General features: G+C 61.8%; 12 protein-coding genes. 5 read left to right on the forward strand and 7 right to left on the reverse strand.

Translation table 11 applies throughout. The annotated features are described in order from the left end of the window. Positions 1-150: 150 nt before the first annotated feature. Positions 151-1,395, reverse strand: coding sequence for an aromatic ring-hydroxylating oxygenase subunit alpha (locus GR197_RS12565; RefSeq protein WP_164010240.1), 1,245 nt, complete (start codon positions 1,393-1,395; stop codon positions 151-153). Between the two features lie 404 nt (positions 1,396-1,799). Here GR197_RS12565 and GR197_RS12570 point away from each other — a divergent pair, with 404 nt between their 5' ends. From GR197_RS12570 to GR197_RS12580, 3 genes are all read left to right on the forward strand, one after another. Then, a complete protein-coding gene (locus tag GR197_RS12570; RefSeq protein ID WP_164009862.1) occupies positions 1,800-2,408 on the forward strand; it encodes a DUF6656 family protein in 609 nt (202 codons plus the stop codon). Positions 2,409-2,496: 88 nt separating this feature from the next. Beyond that, positions 2,497-3,471 (forward strand): L-threonylcarbamoyladenylate synthase, encoded by a 975-nt coding sequence (locus GR197_RS12575; RefSeq protein ID WP_164009864.1) that lies wholly within the window; start codon positions 2,497-2,499, stop codon positions 3,469-3,471. 26 nt (positions 3,472-3,497) lie between these two features. After that, positions 3,498-4,934: an FAD-binding oxidoreductase gene (locus GR197_RS12580; protein ID WP_164009866.1), complete on the forward strand. Its 1,437-nt coding sequence runs from the start codon at positions 3,498-3,500 to the stop codon at positions 4,932-4,934. Between the two features lie 204 nt (positions 4,935-5,138). Here GR197_RS12580 and GR197_RS12585 read toward each other — a convergent pair whose 3' ends face one another. Continuing rightward, positions 5,139-8,474, reverse strand: a complete 3,336-nt coding sequence (locus GR197_RS12585) for a DUF1217 domain-containing protein (RefSeq protein WP_164009868.1) — start codon at positions 8,472-8,474, stop codon at positions 5,139-5,141. A 297-nt stretch (positions 8,475-8,771) separates the two neighbouring features. On the opposite strand from GR197_RS12585, the gene GR197_RS12590 reads away from it, so the two are divergent. Continuing rightward, positions 8,772-9,338 (forward strand): DUF6101 family protein, encoded by a 567-nt coding sequence (locus tag GR197_RS12590; RefSeq protein ID WP_164009870.1) that lies wholly within the window; start codon positions 8,772-8,774, stop codon positions 9,336-9,338. 94 nt (positions 9,339-9,432) lie between these two features. Here the strand turns inward: GR197_RS12590 and ubiA are convergent, their stop codons facing one another. From ubiA to GR197_RS12615, 5 genes are all read right to left on the reverse strand, one after another. Then, a complete protein-coding gene (gene ubiA, locus GR197_RS12595) occupies positions 9,433-10,392 on the reverse strand; it encodes a 4-hydroxybenzoate octaprenyltransferase (protein ID WP_164009872.1) in 960 nt (319 codons plus the stop codon). A gap of 166 nt (positions 10,393-10,558) precedes the next feature. Continuing rightward, positions 10,559-11,371: a MipA/OmpV family protein gene (locus tag GR197_RS12600; RefSeq protein WP_164009874.1), complete on the reverse strand. Its 813-nt coding sequence runs from the start codon at positions 11,369-11,371 to the stop codon at positions 10,559-10,561. 175 nt (positions 11,372-11,546) lie between these two features. After that, on the reverse strand, positions 11,547-12,128 hold the full coding sequence (locus GR197_RS12605; protein WP_164009876.1) for a histidine phosphatase family protein: 582 nt from the start codon (positions 12,126-12,128) through the stop codon (positions 11,547-11,549). A gap of 39 nt (positions 12,129-12,167) precedes the next feature. Beyond that, a complete protein-coding gene (locus GR197_RS12610; protein WP_164009878.1) occupies positions 12,168-13,427 on the reverse strand; it encodes an SAM-dependent methyltransferase in 1,260 nt (419 codons plus the stop codon). Between the two features lie 133 nt (positions 13,428-13,560). Further along, positions 13,561-15,870, reverse strand: coding sequence for a Tex family protein (locus GR197_RS12615; RefSeq protein WP_164009880.1), 2,310 nt, complete (start codon positions 15,868-15,870; stop codon positions 13,561-13,563). 420 nt (positions 15,871-16,290) lie between these two features. On the opposite strand from GR197_RS12615, the gene glyS reads away from it, so the two are divergent. Then, positions 16,291-18,405, forward strand: coding sequence for a glycine--tRNA ligase subunit beta (gene glyS / locus GR197_RS12620; protein WP_164009883.1), 2,115 nt, complete (start codon positions 16,291-16,293; stop codon positions 18,403-18,405). Positions 18,406-18,603: the final 198 nt, after the last annotated feature.

Here is an 18,603-nt window from a genome sequence, read left to right on the forward strand (position 1 = left end):
GACAGCGATAACCGCCTGTTTAGCAACGCTTTCGTGCCCGAATGGTTCCGAAAGCGGCCGGGGCTGGCTGCTTTCGTATCTTTAAAGAAATCGATCTGAACCGGGCATTAACCGGGAGGCCCCCCATGATGTCGCCCCGAGCGACATGCATCAGGCCACGGCAGAAATTTTCGCCTGGTCGCCCTGCAGGCGGTTCACCATGAAGTTCGAATACCATTCGAGGAACTGCATGACGCCGCCCTCGTGCAGGGTGGAATAGGGGCCGGGTTCGTAGGCGGGCGAGTGGATGCCGAAGGCGTTCTCTTCGACGATGCGGCGATCCTGGTCGTTGGTCTCGGTCCAGACGTGGGTCAGTTCCTCGAGATTGTAATCCACGCCTTCGACCGCGTCCTTGTGGACGAGCCACTTGGTCGTCACCGCCGTCTCGTTGGCGCTGAGCGGCAGCACCCGGAAGGAGATGGCATGGTCACCGAGCAGGTGGTTCCAAGTGGTTGGGTAGTGGAAGAGCAGCATGGTGCCGATATGGCTGATCGAGATATCGTCGGCGAGCGGACGGTTGACGGCGCGCTTGCCCGACATGGTGTAGCTCTCGGCATCTTCGATCAGCGGCATGCGGGCGGTGCGGAACTGACCGTCCGGCGACATCTGGAATTTGCTCGGCAGGCCGGCGGCCTCGCAGCGCGCCCAATGGCCGGCGATTTCCGGATCGTCGGCGCCGCCATCCGTGCCGGTGACACTCGGGGCTTCGGGATAGGTGCGGCAAAGCTCCGGGTGATTGGCGGCGCAGTGATAACACTCGCGGTTATTTTCCCAGACAAGCTTCCAGTTGCCCTTCTCGATGATCGTGCTCTGGAAGGCGACCTTGCTTTCGCTGATCCGGTGCGGCGCGACATAGGGCTCGATCTTGTCGCGCACCGGCTGGAAGTCGGGGGCGGTGTTGGCAAGGCAGATGAAGACATAGCCTGCGACGACTTCGCAATGGACGGGTTTCAGGTTGAAGCCGGTCTTGTCGAAATCATCGCCCATGTGGCGGGCGAAGGCGAGCTTGCCTTCAAGATCATAGGTCCACTGATGATAGGGGCAGACGAGACGCACGGAGGAGCCGTGCTCCTTGGTGCAGACGCGCGAGCCGCGATGACGACAGCTGTTGTGGAAGGCGCGGATGACATTATCGCGGCCACGGACGACGACGACCGGATAGCTGCCGATCTGGACGGTGAAATAGGCGCCCGGCTTCGGCAGCTCGCAATCATGGCCGATGAACAGCCAGTCGCGATAATAGATCATCTCCATGTCGAGCTGGAAATAATCCTCGTCGATATAAAACGGCTGCTCGAGGCTGAAGCCCTCACGGCGACCCTTGAGCTGACGCAAAACGTTGCTGCGAATATCCATCTTCATGTCCTCGTGCACCCGGTTGCCACCCTCGAGCAGAAGGCCGGCGGAAGCGCGCCCGCTTCCTTCTCCTTCGGGAGAATTGTTCATGGCAGCCATTTAATCATCTGGGCTGGCTGCCGCTCGGTTGTAATGCGACATCGGCTTCGAAATTGACGACAGGATGCAGGCGGCCGGTCCAGGTCGATCGCATCTCTCGACGCTGCAGCAATTATCGTCAATTGCGACATGGCGTAAAGACCCGTTGCGTAAAGAGGTAAGCCGGCCGGCATAGATGTCCGTCGCGTTTGCGACATCTGTCGGCGTTTGCCTTTTGACCGGCCGGCTGCCGGATGATTTTAACATCGCCTTAAGCATGTCACCCTATCCTGCCGTTGATTCAGACCGAGCGAAGAACGCGAACCATGGCCAGACTCCGTTATTTCGATGCGAGAGATGCAAACAGAATGCAAGAGCGGCAGCCGATTGCCGCGCATTCCGAATTTCTGCGCACCGGCCGGATCCCCCGCGAGCGGCGACACTGGCTGGCCGAGGAAAAGCGCTATTTCACCCACGATGAAGTCGCCGAAAAGACCGGCCGCAAGCTGCAGGTGGCCGGCGAAAAGACCCATCAGCACATCAACGGCTTTCACCACTCGATCCAGTTTCCGAAGATGATCTTTCACCGGACGCTGCAGGACAGCCCGCATCTCGGCTATTGCCACGTCACCGCCGCACGGACGAAGTTCGCCCATTACGAAGATGTGAGCTGGGCCTTCTACATCGCCAATTTTTATTCCGACATCGGCGAGAACGACAACTTCTTCGAACGCATCGATGTCGGCTATTCCCGCATGTATTTCGCCGTCGCCATCAAAGCAGGCGCGGACTCCCAGGAAAAGATGAGCGTCGACCGGTCGGTGCGCGGCAACGGCCTGCTCTTCCGCACCCACGATCCGCAGGCGGCGATCCGCAATATCCTGCTGCTCGGCGCCCGCAACGAACAATTGCGCGAAATCATTCGCCAGCTGTGATGCTCCCTCATGCGCGAGGCCAACAACGCGATTGATCGCGGGCGGCGGAACGCCTAATGACTGCCGGAACGAGAGCATCAGGCAGCATATGGCACGCACGATCGACATAAAGGCAGACAGGCAGGCAGCGCTTGAGGCGGCCTGCGCCGCTCTTGCGGACGGCTTTGCCATCGCCATTCCGACCGAGACCGTCTACGGCCTTGCCGCCGACGCCACCAATCCGGCGGCGATCACCCGCATCTACGAGACAAAGGGACGGCCGCGCTTCAACCCGCTGATCTGCCATATGGCCGACCTCGCCATGGCCGAAGAGCACGCCGAATTCGATCCGATGTCGCGCGCGCTCGCCGCCGCCTTCTGGCCCGGGCCGCTGACCCTCGTACTGCCGCTGAAGCCTGAAAGCTCGATCCATCCGCTGGCGACCGCCGGGCTCGACAGCGTCGGCATCCGCGTGCCGAAGGGTTTTGCAGGCGCGCTGATCGGCGCCTTCGGGCGACCGCTCGCAGCCCCCAGCGCCAACACCTCGGGCGCAATCAGCGCAACGAGTGCCGCCCATGTCGAGGCCGATCTCGGGGCGAAGATCCCGTTGATCCTCGACGCGGGCGCAAGCGCTGTCGGCGTCGAATCGACGATCGTCAAGGTGGAGGGCGAGCGGGTAAGGCTGCTTCGCCCCGGTGGTCTGACAGCACGCGAGATCGAGCGCGTCGCGGGCCGGCCGCTGCTCAGAGCGAAGACAGCATCGGCGGCGATCGAAGCACCAGGCATGCTCGCCTCGCATTACGCGCCAGGCGCCTCGGTGCGCCTCAATGCGACGACGGTCGAGCCTGGCGAAGCGCTGATCGCCTTCGGCGGTGCGGCGGTCTCCGGCGCAAACAGCGCCCGGATCGTCCTCGATCTCAGCCCGCAGGGCGACCTTGCCGAGGCGGCGGCCAATCTTTTCGACTACATGAAGCGGGCCGATGCCAGCGGGGCACCGAGCATTGCCTTTTCGACCATCCCCGAGGAGGGGTTGGGCGAAGCGATCAACGATCGCCTGCAGCGGGCAGCTGCACCCCGCGATTAAAAAATTACGATGGAGGATCGAACCCGATGACCAGCCCCAGCATTTCCGCCGAACTTCTCGACCGCTTCACAGCCATCGTCGGCGCCAAATACGCGCTCGCCAGCGAGGCCGATCTGGCGCCGCATCTGATCGAGAACCGCGGGCTCTATCACGGCTCCTCCCCTCTCCTGTTGAAGCCCGGCTCGGTCGCGGAAGTCTCTGATATCATGAAACTTGCGACGGAGACCGGGACGGCGATCGTGCCGCAGACCGGCAATACCGGTCTCGTCGGCGGCCAGACGCCGCGTGAGGGCAAGGCCGATATCATCCTGTCGCTCGAGCGCATGAACAAGATCCGCGATGTCGATCCGGTGGCCAACGTGCTGGTGGCCGATGGCGGCGCGATCCTCGCCGAAGTGCAGAAGGCAGCCGAGGCGCATGGGCGGCTGTTTCCGCTGTCGCTCGGCTCGGAGGGCTCCTGCCGCATCGGCGGCAACCTTTCCACCAATGCCGGCGGCACGGCCGTGCTTGCCTACGGCAATATGCGCCAGCTCTGCCTCGGCCTCGAAGTGGTGCTGCCGACCGGCGAGATCTGGGATGGCTTGCGCCGCCTGAAGAAGGACAATACCGGCTACGACCTGCGCGACCTTTTCATCGGCGCCGAAGGCACGCTCGGCATCATCACCGGCGCGGTGCTGAAGCTATTTCCCCAGCCGCTCGGCCATCAGGTGGCATTCGCCGGCCTGAATTCGGTGGAGGATGCGCTTGGTCTGTTCGATCTCGCCTCCAGCCTCTGCGGCGCTTCGCTGACCGGTTTCGAGCTGATGCCGCGTTTCGGCGTCGAAATCACCACGCGCCACATCGACGGCGTGCGCGATCCGCTGGAAGCGGCCTATCCCTGGTATGTGCTGATCGATATCTCCACGTCGGACTCGGCCGAGACGGCGGAGCGGATGATCAACGGCGTACTGGAACAAGGCTTCGAGGCCGGGCTGGTGCTCGATGCGGCGATCGCTTCATCGGTCGCCCAGCAGAAGGCGATCTGGCACATGCGCGAAAGCATGTCGGATGCCCAGAAGCCGGAAGGCGGGTCGATCAAGCACGATGTTTCCGTGCCGGTGTCGAAGGTTCCGCATTTCATGGCCGAGGCCGAAGAAGCGGTGATGGCGGCAATGCCCGGAGCCCGCATCTGCGCTTTCGGGCATATGGGCGACGGCAATATCCATTACAATATTTCCCAGCCGGTCGGTGCCGACAAGGACGCCTTCATCGGCCGCTGGCACGAGATGAACCACATCGTTCATGGGCTGGTCATTGCGCACGGCGGCTCGATCTCGGCCGAGCACGGCATCGGACAGCTGAAGCGCGACGAGTTGGCGGCGATCCGCCCGGCAATCGAAATCGAGTTGATGCGCCGCATCAAGCGCGCCTTCGACCCGGCCGATATCATGAACCCGGGAAAGGTTGTCAGTCTGGACGTTTGAGGGTGACGGTTGGGGGGGCAGCCCCTCATCCGCCTGCCGGCACCGACCGGGGTCGAGCCACGTGTCTCGACCCGTCCTTCGGACCCCCGCCTGCGGGGAGAAGGGCATATGCCGCTACCTCTCCGTCCCTCACCACGTAGCGCAGGGGACGTCCCCTCGTCCCGTTTTTAGGGTGAGGGGCAAATCATTGAAACTTAAGAGCAATTAAGACGACTGCTTGCCACCGCCGGTCAGGATCTGCAGCGCCGGCGACTGCTGGGTGCTGTTCTGGACGTCGTACATGGCGGTGAAGCGCCGCAGCAGCTTGTCGACCTTCTTCGGATCCTGGAGATCCTCGAGCTTGACGAAGCGGTTGATCAGGTCGGCCTGCTTGGCGACATCCATGCCCGAGATCTGCGAAGGCAGGCTGAAGGCGGTGGTGATCACCTGATAGAGCGCCTTGTCGCCGAGGATCGAATAGATCGAGGTGATGCTCGGGGCCTTGCGGCTGAAATAGAGCGCCAGGCGGACGCCGTCATTGCTTTCGCCCTGCTGGGCTTCCATCGTCTGCTGGACGAAAAGCTTCTGGGTGTGGTCCTCGGCAGCCTTGTTCTGGATAGTGCCTATCTTGGCACGGGTGAGATTGCCGTCCTTGTCGAAATTGAAGGCGGCGACGATATCCTTGAAGCGCGCATCGGCCTTGGTGTTCAGATAGCTCTTCTTGTCGTCGGGATCGGAGGTGAAGATCTTCTTCAGCGTCGCCTTGTCGTAATCCTTCGGGTCGAGGTTGTTGGCTTTCAGCACCAGATCCGTTAGGCGACTGTCGTTGAGGAAATCGTCGAGCGACTTCACCTTCGCCATGCCCTTGGCGAAATAATCAACCTCGGTCGTCGCATCCTTCGATGCCTTGTCCTTTACCGGGCCGGCCTTCAACAGCATGGTGACATGCGCTTTATAATCGGTGGCGTATTTGGCCAAGGTCGCGTCGGGAAGCGCCTGGAAGGGTGATGCCGCCTTGCCGTCGGGGCCGAAGTTGAAGGCGCGGGCAAGGTTGGTGATGCGTTCGTCCTTCAGCGAGGCGATATAACCTTTCGGGTCGTATGCATCGCTCGTCAGGATCTTGCGCATCATCGAGCGCGGCACCTCCTGGTCGGTCAGTCCGAAGGCCTGCAGCGCCACATGATAGGGATCCGGCAGCTTGTCGTTGCTCTTCTTGAAATCGGCCGAGGAATTGGTGCGCAGGAAATCGTTGACGCTCTTGATCTCGGAGAAATCGAGCAGGCTGGTGCTATCGGCCATCATGCTCGTGTAGTTGGAGGTGACTTCGTCGATCGCCTCGTCGCGCTCGTCGTCATAGCGCGCCATGTAATTGTCATTGGTGGTCTGCGCCTGATCGGCCGTCTGGACCGAACTGATGGCCGGGAGCGATCCGTCGGCGGCGAAGTTGAAGTCGGCATTGAGATCGGCGTGGCCGGCGGCGGCGGCCGCCGTCGCATCGGTCAAAATGCTCTTCAGATCAGCGTTCGAGATAGCCGATGGCAGATTGTAGGTGCTCTTCAGGAAATTGGTGATGGCGTCATCGGCGATGAGATCGTCGACATTGCCGATTGTCGCCATCCGGGCGGAATAATCGTCGGTGCGGGCTCCGGCGGCAATTTTCGTGTTGGTGATCTGTGCCGCCGTCTGCGCCTGCATGCCGTCCTCAAGCGTGCCATCCGCCTTGAAGTTGAAGGCGGCGGCAACATCGGCATAGGTGCCGGTGCCGCTTTGATCGGTCAGGATAGTGCGAAGAGCGACGTCGGTGACGGTGGACGGGATGCCGAAAGCGTTGCGCACGAAATTGTTCAGCTTCTGATCCGACTGCAACTGATCGACGTTTGAGATGCCGGCGATGGTCGCCTGGTAATAGACGGCCGCATCATTGGCCTTGTTGGCAGTGCTGGCGCTTTGGGTTGCGCTCTGCGAGGCGTAAAGCGTCGCGACCGAACCGTCGGCCTTGAAATTGAAGAGGTCGTGAACGTCGCTGTAGCCCTGGGCGCTGGCAGCCGCAGGGTCGACGAGGAACGTCTTCAACGTCGCATCGGAGACGCTGTCGGCGATCTGCATGCTGTTTCTGAGATAGCTGACTGCAACCGGATCGGACATGATGTTGTCGACATTGGTGACATTGCCGATCATGCTGTTGAAATGCGCTGCGTTCGCCGCCAACTTGTCGGTCGTCGATTTCCGCTGCGCCGCGGTCTGGATCACCGAACCATTGATCGAGCCATCCGCCTGGAAATTGAAGTCGGCATTGAGATCGGCATAGCCCTGGGCCGCGGCATAGGCCGAATCCGTCAGGATATTCTTCAGGTCGGCATTGCTGAAATTGGTGCCAAGCCCATAGGCATCCTTGATGGAACGCGCCAGCACATTGTCGGCGAGCAGGTCGTCGACATTGGTGATGCCGCTCGATTGCGAGGTCACGGTGTAATAATTGCTGGTGCTCGACGCTGCCGATGACAGCTTGTTCGCCTGGTCAAGCGTCTGGACGCGCGCCGTGCTCGAGGTCGACCCGTCAGCCTTGAAATTGAAGGCGTTGTAGACGTTGGTAAAGCCCATCAGCTGGGCATAGCCGGGGTCGGTCAGCACCGTGCGCAGCGCTGCCGCGGTAAAGTCGGCGCCCATGCTGTAGGCCGTGGTGATGTAGGAGGTCAGGCGCTTGTCGGCGACCAGATCGTCGACATTGGTGATCGTGCCGATCTTGGCGGTATAATAGGCCTTATTGTAGTCAGCCGCCGTCTTGCCGACATAGTAGACGTCGGAGCCGACCGAATTGTCGATGATCACCGATTGGGAATTCAGCGTGTAGGTCTCGACGACCGACGCCTTCTGCGCCGCCGTCTGCGCCGTGCCGGTGACGGTGCCGTCGGCGTTGAAGCCGAACTGGGCGGCAAGCGCCTTGTACTTGTCGCCACCTTGCGTGTTGACGACGCTCGTGGGGTCGCTGAGATCGCTCGTCAGCACCTGGCGCAGAAAATCCTTCGACGCATAGGTGGGATCGATTTTGAACGTCGTCAGGACATAGGTGCGCAGCCTTGTGTTGTTGACCAGATCGTCGACGGTCTGCACGCTGTCAATATTGTTGCTGTAATAGGTGCTCTCGGTGCTCGCCGCCTTGTCGGCATCGATGAAGGACTGCTTGTAGAGGCCGATCAGATCGTCCTCCTGCGCGTCCGTCTGCACATCCTTGGCAGGCGCATTGAAATTGAAGGCGGAGGCAAATTCGCGATAACGCGTATCGGAAAGCTTGTTGGCGTAGCTGTTGGCGTCGGTGAGATCGCTTTCGAGCACCTTCTTCATGAAGGCCTTGGCGTAGGTCATATCCTCCAGACCATAGGCCTTCATCGCATAGCTGTAGAGCTTGTAATCGCCGAGAAAGTCGTCGACCGTTTTGACCTTGTTGATATGGTCGGCGTAGTACTGAGCGTCCTTTTTGACCGTCGCCTGCGACGCAACCTTGTTGAGGCTCGACGTCATATCCTTCGACAGGATCGTGTAAGCGAGGGAAGCCGTGATCATTAAAAGCGCCCTTTTCGGCAAACTCTCTAAAAGAACGAACTGCTGGTAAGCATATTTTGCCACGGAAAGCTTACCTGAGGCTTACCTCAGGATGCATCATTTCAGCACACCACACCGTTCACCTTCCGGAAACCCTGCCGGATTCGGTTTTGATAACCATCATAGGAGGCAAAGTTTTCTTAACCGCAATTTTTAAGCTGTACGGAACGGCAGGCCCCTATTGTCGGCCATAGAGGACGAAAAGTCCCAAGGAGAAGACCGGAAATCGGCTCTCAGGTAAGACAAGGGTAGAATGACATGAACAATCCCGCAATGAAGCCCGCCTGGGCTGGCACGACGTTACGCCTCGATCCGGCCCGCTTTCCCCAGCAGGTCAGCTACGCCATCCATGATTGTTCGGATGACGTCAACATCACCATAGACGAACGCGGCGCAGTATTGCGCAAGGTCCTCCCTTCCAGCGGCCTGCCGCTCTCGATTGCCCTGCCGAAGCGCGTCTTCAAGGGCGTCGCCGCCCGCGCCATCGACCATGGCGACGGCGAAGTCACCGTCACTCTCGAGCTTCACCACGCCGATCCGGAGCTTTGCATTCCGCTGCTCGTCGCCCATGACCTCAGCGATATCGCCGCCGACTGGCGCAGCTGGTCGGAAGCCTTCCACATTCCGATGCTGATGGTCGAGGCCGACGGCGTCGCCCGTCCGCTCGAAGACCATATCGGCGGCTTGCGCACCAGCGATCTCAAGCCGCGCCGCCGTCATTCCTACTTCGCCAACCGGCGCCCGCGCTTCCTCGTGCGCCGCACCACCGGTCGGCTGGGTGTCGCCATGAAGATCGAGGGCAAGGAAATCATCGCCCGCAATTGAGCGAAATAACGACACCACGTTTTCGCAAGCATTTTGAAACCCGGCGCCCGCGCCGGGTTTATCGTTTCATGCATGGCTTAAGTCATCGCCCCATTTAGGGAATGGCAAATAGCAGCGAGATGAACAGGCCGAAAAAGATGATCAGGCCGACGCGATTGTTCGACTTGAAGAGCGCCAGGCATTGGGAGGCATCATTGATATCCAGCCGGACGATCTGCCAGGCGAACATGCCGGCGGCCCCGAGCAGCGCCAGGAACGCGATGACATTGGCGCCGGCGAGAACGAAAGCGATAAACATCAGCACCAGCGTCAGTCCATAAAGGCCGATCAGCCATTGCCTCGTCCTGTCGCCGAACAGCCGCGCGGTGGAGCGGACGCCGATCAGTTCGTCGTCCTCCTTGTCCTGATGGGCGTAAATCGTGTCGTAACCGATCGTCCAGGCGACGGAGGCGGCGTAGAGCAGGATGGCGGCAAAGGAGAGGCCGCCCAAGATGCCGGCCCAGCCCATCAGCGCGCCCCAGGAGAAGGCAAGCCCCAGATAGAATTGCGGCCAGTCGGTGAACCGCTTGGCGAAGGGATAAAACGCCACGATCCCCAGCGAAAGCACGCCGAGGAAAACCGTCAGCCAGTTGAACTGCAAGAGCACGACGAGGCCGACCAGCGCCTGCAGGCCGATGAAGATCTTCGCGTGGGCGCGCGTCACGCGGCCCGAGGGGAGCGGACGCGAACGGGTGCGCGCCACTTCCATGTCGATTTCGTGGTCGACGAGATCGTTATAGGTGCAGCCGGCGCCGCGCATGGCGACGGCGCCGATGAAATAGAGCAAAAGGTGAGACACCAGCAGACTGCCGGAGTAGAGCCCCTCGCCGATCGCCGCATTGGCGGCAAGGGTTGCCGACCAGAAGCATGGCCACATCAACAGCTGCCAGCCGATCGGGCGATCCCACCGCGCAAGCTGCGCATAAGGCCAGAGCCACTGCGGCAGGATCCGATAGACCCAGTTGTCGGAAGGTGCGTCGGAAACGCGATCGTTGAAGTCGCCGGTATCTTGCATGCCGCCATCTAGCGACCGGCCGGCGATCCGGTCAAGAAGCGATCTCTTTGTCTTATGCCTGTCGTTATCCCGGAACCGCTGTGCACTTCCGGACGACATGCGTTGGATGTTTGATGCATATCGTTATCCCGGAACCGCTACGCACTTCCGGGCGACATGCATTGGATCACTGCAGGGAGAAATTGAACTTGTAGGTCGCCGAGACGCCGATCAGGACCTGGTTCTTCGAACCGCGGTCGCGCACTAGACTGCTGTCGGCGGCGGGACCGGCCAGCCGCTTATATTCGAGGAAGGAGCTTGCCGAGAGGTTTTCGGTCGCCTTCCAGGTCAGGGCGGCACCCGCGCCATAGGACTGGATGCCCGACGATGGCTTGTAGGGATCGAGGCCGCTTGCGGCGGCATGCTTGGCGCTTACGCCGTAATAGGCGTCGTAATAGCCGCTTGTCGCAAATGTCGCGCGCGGGCCGCCTGACAGCTGCAGGTCGGGCGCGATATCGGTGAAGGCATCGACCGCGAGATCGGCGACGACGCCGTCGTATGAGCGGATGCCCTGCCGGACTTCGGCGCGGGCGCGCAGGAAATTCGTGGGGTAGACTTCGACGAAGCCGCCGGCTTCGGCACCCCACTTGACCTTCTTCAAGCCTTTCAGCTCATGGCCATCGCCGTCATCGCGCGACGGCACGAACCGGCCGACGATGCCAGCGCGGAAGGCGCCCTTGTCGATGAGGGCGAAGGACGGATTGTCGTTGCGCGAGGAAAACCGCGGGCCGGCGCCTTGGCGGCCGACCGAGATCAGCGGGCTGAACTTGAATTCATTATGCGACGAGCCCTCGAATTTGGGCGCGGAGAAGCCGGCGAGGCCGACGTTCAGATACCAGTCGCCGGACCAGAAATGCTGGCCGCTTTCCTGCGCCGCCGCCGAACCAAAGGATAAAAGGGCAATAGCCAAAGAGATCGATACGACTGACCGATGAGACACGTCCGCACTCCAGAAAACGCGAAAACAAAGCCGCGGAGGGCGGCGGTCGCTACATTTATCCGGATGTCGTTACCCCAGTGTTAACCACGGCGAAACAAAGGGCGCTAATCAACGGCCTGCCACACGGTGGTCGCATCTGCTATCGAATTCCGCTAACCACCCCCCCCGCGGTTCCCTATCTCTGGTTCCACCGGCGAATGACCGGCTCCGTCAGATCGTGTTCGTAACCGAGCACGCTGATAGAAGCCGTATCGAGCACGAAATGCGCACCGCCTTCCGGCGGCAGGCCGAGCCAGCGGGCGGCGAGCACACGCAGGAAATGCGAGCTGGAGAAGATCAGGATGGTGCCGGCCGCTTGGCGAAGCGCGTGGATGACGGCGTCGGCGCGGGCGCCGACATCGGCAGCGAACTCTCCATTCGGGCAGCCGTCGCGAAAGAGCTGCCAGCCGGGGCGCTCCGTCAGGATCGCCTTGGTGGTGATGCCTTCATATGCGCCGTAATCCCATTCGGCGAGATCCTCGTTGATCACTACGCCCGATCCGAAACCGGCAAGCACGCAGGTCTTGCGGGCTCGCGCCGACGGGCTCGACCAGACGGCGGAGAAGGCGTGACCGGCCAGCCGTTCGGCAAGCTTGCCGGCGGCGTCCTCGCCGTTCGCCGTCAGCGGAATATCGCTGCGTCCGGTATGGCGCCCGGACAGGCTCCATTCGGTTTCGCCATGGCGGACGAGATAGATTTCGGGGAACGCACTGCTCATCCGCAGTCCTTTCATTGTGGAGGGCACAGGTACTGCCGCTCAGAACGTTACCTTTTCCAGCGGCGCGCGCCTCGCCTCGAATTCCTTCAGCCTGGCCTCGTTCCGCGCGATGTAGTTGCGGTTGTCGGGAACGGCGAACTGGTTCTTGGCGATCTGGATCTGCAGGATGAAGAGTTCGTCCCAGCGGAAACCGATTTCGGAACCGGCCAGATAAAATTCCCACATGCGGAAGAACTGCTCGTCGTAAAGCGCCACCGCTTCGGCCTTGCGCGCCACGAAACGCTCGCGCCAATGGCGCAGCGTATAGGCATAATGCATCGGCAGGATTTCGACATCCTTGACCAGCAGCCCGGCCTTTTCGAGCGGCGGCACGACTTCGCCGACGGAGGGAATATAGCCGCCCGGGAAGATGTACCGCTCGATGAAGGCATTGGTGCCGAAGCTCGGCTTCGGACGGCCGATCGAATGCAGCACCATGACGCCGTTGTCGTCGAGCAGGTCCGATACCTTGCGGAAGAAATTGGGGTAATTGCCGATGCCGACATGTTCGAACATGCCGACCGAGACGATGCGGTCGAACTTCCTGCCGGTCATGGTGCGGTAGTCCTGCAGCTCGAAACGCACACGCTCGGACAGACCGCGCTTTTCCGCCCGATTGCGCGAGACCTTGAGCTGCTCCTCGCTCAGGGTGATGCCGGTGAAATCGGCTCCATCGGTCGCCTCCGTCAGGTACATGCCCATACCGCCCCAGCCGGAGCCGATCTCCAGGATGCGCTGGTTCGGCTCGAGCAGAAGCTTGGCGGCGATATGGCGTTTCTTGGCAAGCTGCGCCTCGTCGAGACCGATGCCTGGTGGTTCGAAATAGGCGCAGGAATATTGCCAGTCCTCGTCGAGAAACAGATCGAAAAGTTTGGCCGACAAGTCGTAGTGATGGGCGACGTTGTGCTTGTTGCGATTGCCGGGCATGCGGCTCTTTACCTGCTGCCAGGCAATGCGGCCGACGAGCAAGGTTGCCATCTTGAAATCGAAGATCTCGTTGGTGGTGTTCTGCTTCACCAGCGACAGGAAATCATAGATGTCGCCCTGTTCGAGAATGAACCGGCCTTGCATGTACATTTCGCCGAGCTTCATCGTCGGGTCGCGCCGGATGGCGTCCTCGGCCTCCTGATCGGCAAGGCGGGCGGCAACGGTTTCACCGCTGCCGTCGCCGATCATATGGGTCTCGCCATCCGCAAGGGTAAGTATCAACGAACCCTTGCGGATGATTTGCTGGACGATCGAAAGGAAAGCTGACGCCATGGACGCCTCGCAAATGTGACAGGATGGTCACATCAACTTAATCACTCTCTTTCGCCTTACAAGCGCCGGATTTAGCACTCCACTCAGAACGTTGCCAAACTGTTGCATTTCTGCCGAAACACCAGCTAAACCCTTATTTTCGCTTCATGGCTTCGGCAAGTGCGGCGCCGAAAGCACCCTGGCTCTCCGGTTTCGGAGCGGCAGGCCGGCGCTCGTTCTGCAGCTTGGAGTTTTGGTTTCCGCGAGAATCACCCCGCGGCGCAGGTGCCGAAGAACCGTCGTCGCGTTTCATCGAAAGAGCGATGCGCTTGCGCTTGGCATCGACCTCGACGACCCGCACCTTGACGACATCGCCCGCCTTGACGACCTCGTGCGGATCCTTGACGAAGCGATCGGCGAGCTGGGACACATGCACCAGCCCATCCTGGTGCACCCCGATATCGACGAAGGCGCCGAAGGCGGCGACATTGGTCACCGTTCCCTCAAGCACCATGCCGGGCGTGAGGTCGGAAATTTCGTTGACGCCCTCGGCGAAGGTCGCGGTCTTGAAACTCGGACGCGGGTCGCGACCTGGCTTTTCCAGCTCCGAAATGATGTCCCTGACCGTCGGCAGACCGAATTTCTCGTCGATGAACTGGCGCGGATCGACCGATTTCAGCATGGCGCTGTCGCCCATCAGCGCGCGCAGATCACGGCCGCAGGCGGCGACGATCTTCTTGGCGACACCGTAGGCCTCCGGATGCACCGACGAGGCATCGAGCGGCTCCTTGCCGTTCGGGATGCGCAGGAAGCCGGCGCATTGCTCGAAGGTGCGGCCGCCGAGCCGGGCAACCTTCATGAGATCTCGCCGTGTCTCGAAACGGCCCTCGCTATCGCGGTGGCGAACGATGGCATCGGCAATCGACGGGCCGAGGCCGGAGACGCGGGAAAGCAGCGGCGCAGAGGCGGTGTTGAGATCGACGCCGACGGCATTGACCGCGTCTTCGACCACTGCATCGAGCGAACGCGACAGCTTCTGCTGGTCGACGTCGTGCTGATACTGGCCGACGCCGATCGACTTCGGCTCGATCTTGACGAGCTCGGCCAGGGGATCCTGCAGGCGACGGGCGATGGAGACGGCGCCGCGCAGCGACACGTCGAGATCGGGAAACTCCGCCGCTGCAGTCGCCGAGGCGGAATAGACCGAGGCGCCCGCTTCGGAAACGATGACCTTGGTCGGCTTCGGCGCCGGCAACTCGGCCAGCATGTCGGCCACCAGCTTTTCCGTTTCGCGGCTGCCGGTGCCGTTGCCGATTGAGATCAGCTCGACATTGTGCTTGCGGATCAGCGAGGCGAGCTCGACCTGGGCGCCGCGCACGTCGTTGCGCGGCTGGAAGGGATAGACGGTCGAAGTCGCGATCACCTTGCCGGTGCCGTCGACGACGGCGACCTTGACGCCGGTGCGGATGCCGGGATCGAGACCCATCGTCGCGCGCGAGCCGGCGGGCGCTGCCAGCAGCAGATCCTTGAGATTACGGGCGAAGACATGGATCGCCTCCTCTTCGGCCCTTTCGCGCAGTTCGCGCATCAGGTCGAGTGAGAGCGACATGGAAAGTTTGACGCGCCAGGCCCAGCTTGCGACCTCCATCAGCCAGCGATCGGCGGGGCGGCTCGCGCCGATCTCGTAGGCTGACGCGATCATGCGTTCGACCGGCTTGTTCGGAGAGGCGGTCTCGGCGTCGGCTTCGATCGTCAGCGTCAGCACCTCCTCGTTCCAGCCGCGCAGCATGGCGAGCGCGCGGTGGCCGGGGGCGGTCGCCCAGCGTTCGGAATGGTCGAAATAATCGGAGAACTTCTCGCCCGTCGCCTGCTTGCCGTCGACGACCCTGGCCTTCAGCAGCGAGGCCTGACGCAGATGCGCGCGCAATCTGCCGAGCAGGGCGGCATTTTCGGCAATGCTTTCGGCGACGATGTCGCGTGCGCCTTCGAGCGCCGTCTTCACATCGGGCACGTCAGCGGTGATAAAGCCTTCGGCGAGCACCGCCGGCTCCCGGCCGCGGTCGGCAAGGATCGCCTCGGCAAGCGGGCCGAGGCCACGTTCGCGGGCGATTTCGGCGCGGGTGCGGCGCTTCGGCTTGTAGGGCAGATAGAGATCCTCGAGCTCGGCCTTGGTCTCGGCGCCTGCAACCTTCATCTTCAGCTCGTCGGTCATCTTGCCCTGGCCCGTGATCGATTCGACGATCGCGTCGCGACGGGCTTCGAGTTCGCGCAGATAGACCAGCCGTTCGGCGAGATTGCGCAGCTGCGTATCGTCTAGCCCGCCGGTCACTTCCTTGCGATAGCGGGCGATGAAGGGCACGGTGGCGCCCTCGTCGAGCAGCTCGATGGCGGCCTTGGCCTGTTCGGGACGGGCGCTGATTTCGGCCGAGATGCGGGCTGCGAGAAAACGGAGGTCAGCGGCCATGAAGGTTTCCTGTTTCGACGAAAGTTGCGGGACCATAGCGGCGAAAAGCGGCAAGGCAATGCCCGACTGTGGTTTTCACAGCGGAAGTTGAGTGATTGGGGGATCGGCAGACGTGTTGCCGCGTGGCCCCCTCATCCGCCCTGCCGGGCACCTTCTCCCCAATGGGTAGAAGGGGAGGTGCGGCAGCGGCCCATTCTTGCCGCCGCCGTCTGTGATGGAGGAAAACAGTGCGGCATATCCCTTCGCCCCTCGGGGAGAAGATGCCGGCAGGCAGATGAGGGGGCCGCGCGGCAACACCTTTGCTAGGTCGCCCTGCCCATCGCCCTCTTCCGTTTTTGCGGTTGTGCAGATGCGGCATTCTTTGATAGCAGAAGCAACGTTTTGGATCGCCCTGCCCGCGGGCGCAAGGAAAAGTGTGACATGCCAAACCTTCTTCTCGAACTCCGCTCCGAAGAGATTCCGGCCCGCATGCAGCGCAAGGCTGCCGGCGACCTCAAGAAGCTCGTCACCGATGCGCTTGTCGAGGCGGGTCTGTCCTATGAGGGCGCGCGCGAATACTGGACGCCGCGGCGGCTTGCGCTCGACATTCACGGCCTGACGGCGCGCTCGGCCGATGTGCGCGAGGAGCGCAAGGGGCCGCGCACCGACGCCAACGAGAAGGCGATCGAAGGCTTTCTGCGCGGCGCCGGCCTTTCGTCGGTCTCCGAAGCGCAGGTGGTCAGCGATCCGAAGAAGGGCGATTTCTATGTCGCGGTCATTTCCAAGCCCGGCCGCGGGACGGAAGAGATCGTCGCCGAAGTGATGCCCGGCATCATCCGCGATTTTCCCTGGCCGAAGTCGATGCGCTGGGGCAAGGCTTCCACGAGACCCGGCGCGCTGCGCTGGGTGCGGCCGCTGCAGTCGATCGTCTGCACCTTCGGCCCGGAGCATGAAGAGACCACCGTCATCCCCTTCGAGATCGACGGCATCACCGCTTCCAACATCACCTTTGGCCATCGCTTCCACGCGCCCGAGCCGATCACCGTCCGGCGTTTCGACGATTATGCGGCAAGCCTGGAAAAGGCGAAGGTCATCCTCGACGCCGAGCGGCGCAAGGACATCATCCTGCACGACGCCCGCGACATCTCCTTCGCCAATGGGCTTGAACTCGTGGAGGACGAGAGCTTGCTGGAGGAAGTCTCCGGCCTCGTCGAATGGCCGCAGGTGCTGATGGGCAGCTTCGAGGAAGATTATCTCTCGATCCCCTCCGAGATCATCCGGCTGACCATCAAGACCAACCAGAAGTGTTTCGTCACCCGCAAGCAGGGCGAGGAACCGCTGTCGAACAAGTTCATTCTGGTTGCCAATATCCAGGCGAACGACGGCGGCAAGGAAATCGTCCATGGCAATGGCAAGGTGGTGCGGGCCCGGCTTTCGGATGCGCTGCATTTCTGGAAGCGCGACCAGGGCGACCTGCCGGATCTGGAGACGCTTGACGCTTCCGCAAAGAAATTCGGCCTCGACCTGAAGAAGCCGCTCGACCAGCGCATGGCCAAGCTCGATGCGCTCGACGTGACCTTCCATGCCAAGCTCGGCACGCAGGGGGCGCGCGTCGCCCGCATCCGGGCGCTGGCCAAGGAATTGGCCAAGATCATCGGTGCGGATGCGGCTCTCGCCGATCGCGCCGCCGTGCTCGCCAAGGCCGATCTTCGCACCGAAGCCGTCGGCGAATTCCCCGAGCTGCAGGGCTTGATGGGCCGCAAATATGCGATGCTGCAGGGTGAGGATGCCTCAGTTGCCGCAGCCATCGAGGACCATTACAAGCCGCAGGGTCCGTCGGACCGCGTGCCGGAGGACAAGGTGGCGATCACCATCGCGCTTGCCGACAAGCTCGACACGCTGACCGGCTTCTGGGCGATCGATGAAAAGCCGACCGGCTCGAAGGATCCGTTTGCGCTGCGGCGTGCGGCACTCGGCGTCGTCCGGATCCTGCTGGAGCGCCGAATCCGCCTGCCGCTGCTGGCGACGACCAAGGACGCCGATCTGCTCTCCTTCTTCCACGACCGTCTCAAGGTCTATCTGCGCGACCAGGGCGCCCGCCACGACCTGATCGACGCCGTGCTGACAGCCGATGCCGACGACCTGTTGATGGTGGCGCGCCGCGTCGAAGCGCTGACCGCCTTCATCACCTCCGAGGATGGCAAGAACCTGCTTGCCGGCACCAAGCGCGCCACGCAGCTGCTCGCCGCCGAGGAAAAGAAGGGCACAGTGATCGCCGATGGGGTTTCACCGGCGCTGCTGAAACTCGACGCCGAAAAGGAGCTGTTCACGGCGATTTCAGGCGCATCGAAAGAAGCGGCTGATGCCGTCGCCGGCGAAGATTTCCGCTCGGCGATGGCAGCGCTGTCCAAGCTGCGCGGCCCGGTCGACCGCTTCTTCGAAGAAGTGCTCGTCAACGACGAAGACGCCGCCATCCGCGCCAACCGCCTCGCTTTGCTGCGGCTGATCCGTGCGGCGACGGGGACGGTTGCGGATTTCTCGAAGATTTCGGGGTGATGTTCGGCTTCGGCCGGGTTCTTTAGCGTGACGCAGTGCTTGCGGCCATGGGTCCTCGGGTGAAGCCCGAGGACGACGGAGGGTGTGGTAACGCATGCGGCAAGTACCGCAAGCGCGTGGTAATTTTGTAGGAATTGCCGTCTTTGTTTCTACGATTCCCATGCAAAATCGCGCGCGCATTTTGCTGGAATTTCCTCA

The sequence above is a fragment of the Rhizobium phaseoli genome (assembly GCF_010668805.1).
GTDB lineage: Bacteria > Pseudomonadota > Alphaproteobacteria > Rhizobiales > Rhizobiaceae > Rhizobium > Rhizobium phaseoli_A.

What these genes read in the sequence shown, in the direction of transcription:
- GR197_RS12565 (WP_164010240.1), bottom strand. Translation starts at nt 1,395, where the DNA reads ATGGATATTCGCAGCAACGTTTTGCGTCAGCTCAAGGGTCGCCGTGAG.
- GR197_RS12570 (WP_164009862.1), top strand. Translation starts at nt 1,800, where the DNA reads ATGGCCAGACTCCGTTATTTCGATGCGAGAGATGCAAACAGAATGCAA.
- GR197_RS12575 (WP_164009864.1), top strand. Translation starts at nt 2,497, where the DNA reads ATGGCACGCACGATCGACATAAAGGCAGACAGGCAGGCAGCGCTTGAG.
- GR197_RS12580 (WP_164009866.1), top strand. Translation starts at nt 3,498, where the DNA reads ATGACCAGCCCCAGCATTTCCGCCGAACTTCTCGACCGCTTCACAGCC.
- GR197_RS12585 (WP_164009868.1), bottom strand. Translation starts at nt 8,474, where the DNA reads ATGATCACGGCTTCCCTCGCTTACACGATCCTGTCGAAGGATATGACG.
- GR197_RS12590 (WP_164009870.1), top strand. Translation starts at nt 8,772, where the DNA reads ATGAACAATCCCGCAATGAAGCCCGCCTGGGCTGGCACGACGTTACGC.
- ubiA (WP_164009872.1), bottom strand. Translation starts at nt 10,392, where the DNA reads ATGCAAGATACCGGCGACTTCAACGATCGCGTTTCCGACGCACCTTCC.
- GR197_RS12605 (WP_164009876.1), bottom strand. Translation starts at nt 12,128, where the DNA reads ATGAGCAGTGCGTTCCCCGAAATCTATCTCGTCCGCCATGGCGAAACC.
- GR197_RS12610 (WP_164009878.1), bottom strand. Translation starts at nt 13,427, where the DNA reads ATGGCGTCAGCTTTCCTTTCGATCGTCCAGCAAATCATCCGCAAGGGT.
- GR197_RS12615 (WP_164009880.1), bottom strand. Translation starts at nt 15,870, where the DNA reads ATGGCCGCTGACCTCCGTTTTCTCGCAGCCCGCATCTCGGCCGAAATC.
- glyS (WP_164009883.1), top strand. Translation starts at nt 16,291, where the DNA reads ATGCCAAACCTTCTTCTCGAACTCCGCTCCGAAGAGATTCCGGCCCGC.